The following is a 6,355-nucleotide window of genomic DNA, read 5'->3' as shown; positions in this document are numbered from 1 at the left end:
CCTCACGGGTTGCTCATCAATCGGCGCTCTGGACCCATCTTGGTCGAAGTGTCCGTGGCGCATCTTCCTGTAGCCCGTCTGTGGCTCTCGGCCACCGAAACGCTGCAAGTCTCATGCGGGCCCTCATCGGGCAAGCGACATAGGCAGTCGTCACGGTGGCGCGGGACCAACGCCCAATCAGCTCCTAAACTGATTCAACGCAATCGTGAGGTTGCCTGATGAGCGAGCTTGCCGAACGCTTCGAAACCCATGAGCCCGGCGAGAAGCTGGTGGCGGAAAAGATCCGCTGCGACGCCTGTCCCGTGATGTGCTACATCGCTGACGGGCGCACCGGGGCCTGCGACCGCTACGGCAATGTCGCGGGCCGGATCGTGCGCATGGACCCGCTGACCATCCTCGACCACGCAGCCGAAACCGGCGCTGCCATGGTGCCCTTTGTCGCCGAGGGCGACCAGTGGGCCGGCAAACTGGTCAACACTGGCCGCCGCTTCGTCACCGCAATCGGCGCCGGCACCACCTATCCCGACTACAAGCCCGCCCCTTTCATCGTCAGTCAGGAAGTCGAGGGCGTCGATCTCGTCACCGTGGTGACCGAAGGCATCTTCTCCTATTGCGGCGTCAAGGTGAAGATCGACACCGACCGTCATATCGGACCCGAAACGGCTGTTGTGCGGGCGGAGGGCGAGGCCGTCGGCCACGTCACGACGGGCGAATACGGCTCGCAGATGCTGTCGCTGGGCGGCGTGCATCATCTGACCGGCGGCTCCAAGGCGGAGGGCCGCGCCACTTGCGACGCGCTGCTCAATTTGTGCAACCGCAAACCGGTGGAACTCAGCATAGACGGCGGCGCCACGGTCATTGTCGAAGCCGGAAAACCGCCAGTCATCGACGGCAAGCAGGAACACCGCATGCGCGTCGGCTGCGGCTCGGCCACCATCGGCATGTTCGCCACGCAATGGCGCGGCCTGGTCGACGAGGTCGTGGTGGTCGACGATCACATCACCGGCGTCGTCTCCGAGCATCAGGCCGGCAAGGTGCTGGGCTGGCAGGATACCGGCATCAAGATCATCGGCCGCCGCTCCACACCGGGCCGCTATTTCAAGGTCTCCGAGCCCGGCCTCGGCTGGGGCGGCACCAGCATTTCCGATCCGCTGTCGATCCTCGGCGAGTGGAACGCCAAGAAGGGCGCGCGGCCGGGCCTGTCGCTGCTGATGGTTTCGACCACCGGTGAGCAGTTCGCCTATTACGAACTCGATGACGAGCTGAAGCCCGTCGAAAAGCCGTTTCCGGAACGGCTGCAGAAATCCGTCAACCTGATCGAGGACAATTGCGAGCCGGCTTTGTGCACCGTGCTATTCATCGGCGGCGCCGGCGGGTCGCTGCGTGCCGGCGTCACCGAAAACCCGGTCAATCTCACCCGTTCGGTGCAGGGCCTGAGAACCTACGTCACCGTGGGCGGCGCGCCGGTCTATGTCTGGCCGGGCGGCGGCATCACGCTGATGGTCGATGTCAGCAGGGTTCCGGAAGGCGCCTTCGGCTACGTGCCGACGCCGGCGCTGGTGGCGCCGATCGAATTCACCTTGCGCCGCGACGATTACATCAGGCTCGGTGGCTACGAGGCCGAAATTCGCAGCGTTGCGGACATCGTCGCCAAGGGCGGCGAGTATCTCAACCCCCGGCGCGGCACGGGTGCCCCGTCCAGCAATCCATGGCCGCCGCTGGCGCAGTTGCGCCGCGCGGGCTCCAACGGGGCTGGCTGATGGAAGGCCCGCAAGCGCATTGGCTGCAGGACGGCAAGCGGCTGCATCTCAACCACGGGCCGATCGACCTGATCGTCGAGGCCTTCGGCGAGGCCGATGAGTGTCGCGCCGCCTACGCCCAAGCCGTCGCGCGCTTCCAGACGATCCTGGTCGAGTTGGTCGAGGAGCTTCCCGAATTGCGCCTCCCGGCATTTTTCCTGGCGCCGCGCGCCTTCGCCGGCCCGACGGCGCGCCGCATGGAAGCAGCCGTCATGTCCCTGGCGGAATGCTTCATCACGCCGATGGCCGCGGTTGCCGGATCGGTAGCCGACGAAATGCTTGCCGCGCTGCTTGCCGGTCGCAAGCTCGATCGCGCCTATGTCAACAATGGCGGCGACAGCGCCCTCCATCTAGACAAGGGTACGTCGATTGGCTTGGCAGTCGCCGGCACCGGCAACGGCATGGCCGACCGGATCACGATCCGCGCCGACGATGGCGTGCGCGGTGTCGCAACCAGCGGCTGGCGTGGCCGCTCTTTCTCGCTTGGCATTGCCGATGCCGTCACCGTTCTAGCGCGGACCGGCGCCGAGGCCGATGCGGCGGCGACGCTCATCGCCAACGCGGTGGACCTGCCCGGCAATCCCGCCATCAGGCGCATTCCCGCACGCGACCTGTCGCCCGACAGCGATCTTGGCGCGCGGCTGGTGACACAAGGCGTCGGCACGCTTGTACCTGACGAGGTGGCGCGGGCGCTGGACAATGGCCTTGCCGTCGCCGAAGATTTTCGCCGGCGCGGCCTGGTTGCCGCATCGGCGCTGTTTCTTGGCGGGGAGGCCCGTATCAGTGGCTCCGTCGCACTCGGCCCGCCCAACAAGCATGAACCGGAGGAAGTTGCCCATGCCTGAGTTCCCAATCCGCAAGATCGCGGTGCTGAGCGAAGAGATCTTTCACGAAGGCGGGCCTGTCGCCGCGGTGCCGCGCCGGCGTGCTGCCGCCATGGCCGTGGTCAGGAACCCGTTCGCCGGACGCTATGTCGAGGATCTGCAGAGCGCCATGGACGATCTGAAGCCGCTCGGCCTGCTGCTCGCCGACCGGCTGATCGCCGCACTTGGCGGTGACGTGAAACAGATCGACGGCTACGGCAAGGGCGCCATCGTCGGCACCGCGGGCGAACTGGAGCACGGCGCGCTCTGGCATGTGCCGGGCGGCTACGCGATGCGCGAGCGGCTCGGCGATGCCAAGGCGATCGTGCCTTCGGCCAAGAAGGTCGGTGCCTTCGGCTCGAAGCTCGACGTGCCGCTCGGCCATATCAATGCCGCCTATGTGCGGAGCCATTTCGACGCCATGGAAGTCGGCATCAGCGACGGCCCGCGCCCCGACGAGATTCTGTTCTGCCTGGCCATGACCTGCGGCCCGCGCATCCATAATCGCATGGGTGGCCTCGCGGCGGACGACATAAAAGCCTGGGACGGGCTGCGGTGAGCGGCGAGGACAATCTGCTCAAGCTCGTCGAGGCCGAAGACGCCGACGATCACGACTACCTGCTGCAGGAACAGGTCGGCTTCATCCTGCGCAAGGCGCACCAGCGCCATGTCTCGATCTTCGCCGCCCGTATCGCCGACCTGACGCCGCCGCAATTCGCAGCACTGGCCAAGCTGCACGATGTCGGCGAGACTTCGCAGAACCAGCTCGGCACGTTGATCGCCATGGATGCGGCAACGGTAAAGGGCGTGATCGACCGGCTGAAGGCGCGCGGCCTGGTCGAGCTTTCCAGGCATGAGGTCGACAAAAGGCGGCTGTTGGTCAACCTGACCGCCGAGGGCCGCGACGCGATCGAGCGCCTGATCCCGCTTGCAAGGGAGATCACGCAGGAAACACTGGCGCCGCTCACGGCCAAGGAGGCCGCCACTTTCATGAAGCTGCTGGCCAAGCTGGCATAGGCGCCGCCCCGCCAACTGGGTCGCCGCCCCCTGAAAAGAGCGGCAATCGTGGCCCAATCCAAAACGCAAATGTGAAGCATCTCCAAGCCTTGACTTGGGTCCCTGCCGATCCAGATGGCTCTGGACGGGCCCAGAGTTCATGCATTCACGCACCGCTCCTCATCGTTGATTTGCTCGAAGCTGACGAATGCCCGCCGAAAGGAGACATCTGTGAAAAACAAGTCGCTCATCGTGCTGGTCACATCACTGGCTTCCGGCCTCATGCTTGCATACGGCGCGACGTCGGTGGCGCTCGCGCAAAGCGGGACCAACATCGTCGTCGGCGCGGATACCACCTTCCCGCCGTTCGAGACGGAGACGAACGGCGAGGTTACCGGCTTCGACATCGACATGATCAAGGCAATCGCCAAGGCGGAAGGTATGACGGTCAGCCTGAAGACACTGCCGTTCAACGGAATTATCCCGAGCCTGCAGGCGGGATCGATCGACGCGGCGGTCGCAGGGATCACGATCAAGACCAGCCGGATGCAGAACGTCGATTTCAGCGACGCCTATTACAAGTCCGGTCTTTCGGTGCTGGTCAAGAAAGACTCCGACATCAAGGGTTTCGACGACCTTAAGGGCCACGTGGTTGCCACCAAGAAAGCCACCTCGTCGGTGGACTATATGACGGGCAAGGGCTTCCAGTCCGACTACATCAAGCAATTCCAGAACATCGATGCCGCCTATCAGGCGCTTGAGACTGGTGGGGCCGACGCCGTCATCTTCGACAATCCGGTCAACGTCAATTTCAAAACCGCCCATGACGACGTCAAGATCGTCGGCCCGCTGCTGACCGGCGAATATTACGGCATCGCAATCAGCAAACAAAAGCCCGAGCTGGCCGGGAAGATCAATGACGGCCTCTCCAAGATCAAGCAGAACGGCGAATATCAGAAGCTGTTCGAGAAATATTTCGGCGGCGATACCAGCGGCATGGTCAAGGAAGTGCAAAAGCCGGCGAGCGTTGCGATTTCGGGCTGAGTCTCGTTCTGATCGTCTGAACGGCAGATAGCTCAGCCTCCCGGCCGTCCAGCAGGTGACCGCAAAGCAAGTGGCGAGACCACTGCGATGCGTTTTCTCGCCGGGACGGTCGGGGATAGCAATCCAAGGCACGGTTCATGGATCCCATCCGGCAAAACCTACCCGTTCTACTGGACGGTTTGCGGCTGACGATCCAGTATTCGATTGTCGCCATCATCCTGATGGTGGTCATCGGCCTGGTCGCGGCACTTATGCGCCTGTCGGCGGTCGCGCCGCTGCGGTGGATCGCCACCGCCTATGTCGAAATTTTCCGATCCACGCCGCTGTTGGTGCAACTCTTCTTCATCGTGCTTGGGTTGCCTGCGATCCTGCCCGTCAACCACTGGTTCGGGCAATTGACTTATCCCATCCTCGCGGCCGCGTTCACGCTCAGCCTGAACGAAGGTGCCTACGTCACCGAAATCATCCGCGCGGGTATTCTCGGCGTCGACCGGGGCCAAAAGGAAGCCGCCCAAAGCATCGCGATGAACGGCTTTCAGACGATGCGCTACATCGTTCTGCCCCAGGCGTTCAAGCGCATGATTCCACCGCTGGTCAATCAGGCGGCCCAGACGATCAAGGACACCTCGCTGCTGGCTCCGGTCGGCATCGCCGAGCTGGTCTACAAGGGTGAGATCGTGATTGCCGAGACGTTCGCGTCCTTCGCCATCTGGGGTCTCATCGCGGCTCTGTATTTCGTCCTCATCTTCTCCTTGTCGAAGTTCTCGTCTTACCTGGAGAGGAGGCTTCAAGTTGATAAACGTTAAAGACCTTCACAAGTCCTTCGGCCACAATGAGATCCTGAAGGGGATAAGCACGCATGTGGCGGAAAAAGAGGTGGTCGTCGTTATCGGCCCTTCGGGGAGCGGCAAGAGCACGTTTCTGCGCTGCCTGAACGGCTTGGAGACCGCAACCAGCGGCGAGATTGAAATCGCCGGCATGACGCTGACCGATCCGAAGACGAACATTCACCTGCTGCGCCAGCATGTCGGCATGGTGTTCCAGCAGTTCAATCTCTTCAGGCATCTGACCATTCTGGAGAACGTCACGATCGGCCCGCGCAAGGTCAAGAAGATCGCGTCGGCCGAAGCCAACCGGGTCGCGCGCGAGTTGCTGGCCAAGGTCGGCCTCGTGGGGAAGGAAGCGAGCTATCCGGACGAGCTTTCCGGCGGCCAGCAGCAACGGGTGGCGATCGCCCGCTCGCTGGCCATGGGACCGAATGTCATGCTTTTCGACGAGCCGACCTCGGCGCTCGACCCTGAAATGGTGGGTGAGGTGCTCCAGGTCATGAAGACGCTCGCGATCGAAGGCAAGACGATGATGGTCGTCACCCACGAGATGGGCTTTGCCCGCGAGGTCGGGCACAGGGTGATTTTCATGGATGACGGACTGATCGTGGAAGAGGGAGCGCCCAAGGCGCTCTTCTCGGATCCGCAGAGGAACCGCACCAAGAGTTTCCTGGCGAAAATCCTGTAGGCGAAAAGCCCGGCTGCGGCAGACGAGGGGCAGCGCCATGCGATGCCCCTCTCTCCTGTTCTCGCAATTCCGACGGAAAACCCCGTTACGCACTTTTCCCGGAATTGCTCCGGCGAGCTTCTCAAGGGTCGATTGATG

7 protein-coding genes are annotated in these 6,355 nt (G+C 63.1%); all 7 read left to right on the top strand.

Features of this window, described 5'->3' with window-relative positions:
* The first annotated feature begins 218 nt into the window (after positions 1-218).
* On the top strand, positions 219-1,760 hold the full coding sequence (locus FJW08_RS14185) for a 6-hydroxynicotinate reductase (RefSeq protein ID WP_140811084.1): 1,542 nt from the start codon (positions 219-221) through the stop codon (positions 1,758-1,760).
* On the top strand, positions 1,760-2,644 hold the full coding sequence (locus tag FJW08_RS14180; RefSeq protein WP_140811083.1) for a UPF0280 family protein: 885 nt from the start codon (positions 1,760-1,762) through the stop codon (positions 2,642-2,644). The genes FJW08_RS14185 and FJW08_RS14180 overlap by 1 nt, the downstream gene beginning before the upstream one ends.
* Positions 2,637-3,221, top strand: a complete 585-nt coding sequence (locus FJW08_RS14175; protein WP_140811082.1) for an amino acid synthesis family protein — start codon at positions 2,637-2,639, stop codon at positions 3,219-3,221. Before FJW08_RS14180 ends, FJW08_RS14175 begins: the two co-directional genes overlap by 8 nt.
* Entirely contained in the window at positions 3,218-3,679 is a 462-nt protein-coding gene (locus FJW08_RS14170) for a MarR family transcriptional regulator (RefSeq protein WP_140811081.1), read from the top strand. The genes FJW08_RS14175 and FJW08_RS14170 overlap by 4 nt, the downstream gene beginning before the upstream one ends.
* A gap of 210 nt (positions 3,680-3,889) precedes the next feature.
* A complete protein-coding gene (locus FJW08_RS14165) occupies positions 3,890-4,702 on the top strand; it encodes a basic amino acid ABC transporter substrate-binding protein (protein ID WP_181182918.1) in 813 nt (270 codons plus the stop codon).
* Between the two features lie 137 nt (positions 4,703-4,839).
* On the top strand, positions 4,840-5,508 hold the full coding sequence (locus FJW08_RS14160; RefSeq protein ID WP_140811078.1) for an amino acid ABC transporter permease: 669 nt from the start codon (positions 4,840-4,842) through the stop codon (positions 5,506-5,508).
* Positions 5,495-6,217, top strand: a complete 723-nt coding sequence (locus FJW08_RS14155; protein ID WP_140811077.1) for an amino acid ABC transporter ATP-binding protein — start codon at positions 5,495-5,497, stop codon at positions 6,215-6,217. The genes FJW08_RS14160 and FJW08_RS14155 overlap by 14 nt, the downstream gene beginning before the upstream one ends.
* Positions 6,218-6,355 lie beyond the last annotated feature (138 nt).

Source organism: Mesorhizobium sp. B3-2-1 (assembly GCF_006439515.1).
Taxonomy (GTDB): domain Bacteria; phylum Pseudomonadota; class Alphaproteobacteria; order Rhizobiales; family Rhizobiaceae; genus Mesorhizobium.
Note: the sequence above shows the minus strand (reverse complement) of the source record. Positions and strands in the feature narration are given on the sequence as shown.

Excerpts from the sequence above, each read along its gene's own strand:
- FJW08_RS14175 (WP_140811082.1), top strand. The coding sequence starts at position 2,637 with ATGCCTGAGTTCCCAATCCGCAAGATCGCGGTGCTGAGCGAAGAGATC.
- FJW08_RS14185 (WP_140811084.1), top strand. The coding sequence starts at position 219 with ATGAGCGAGCTTGCCGAACGCTTCGAAACCCATGAGCCCGGCGAGAAG.
- FJW08_RS14180 (WP_140811083.1), top strand. The coding sequence starts at position 1,760 with ATGGAAGGCCCGCAAGCGCATTGGCTGCAGGACGGCAAGCGGCTGCAT.
- FJW08_RS14160 (WP_140811078.1), top strand. The coding sequence starts at position 4,840 with ATGGATCCCATCCGGCAAAACCTACCCGTTCTACTGGACGGTTTGCGG.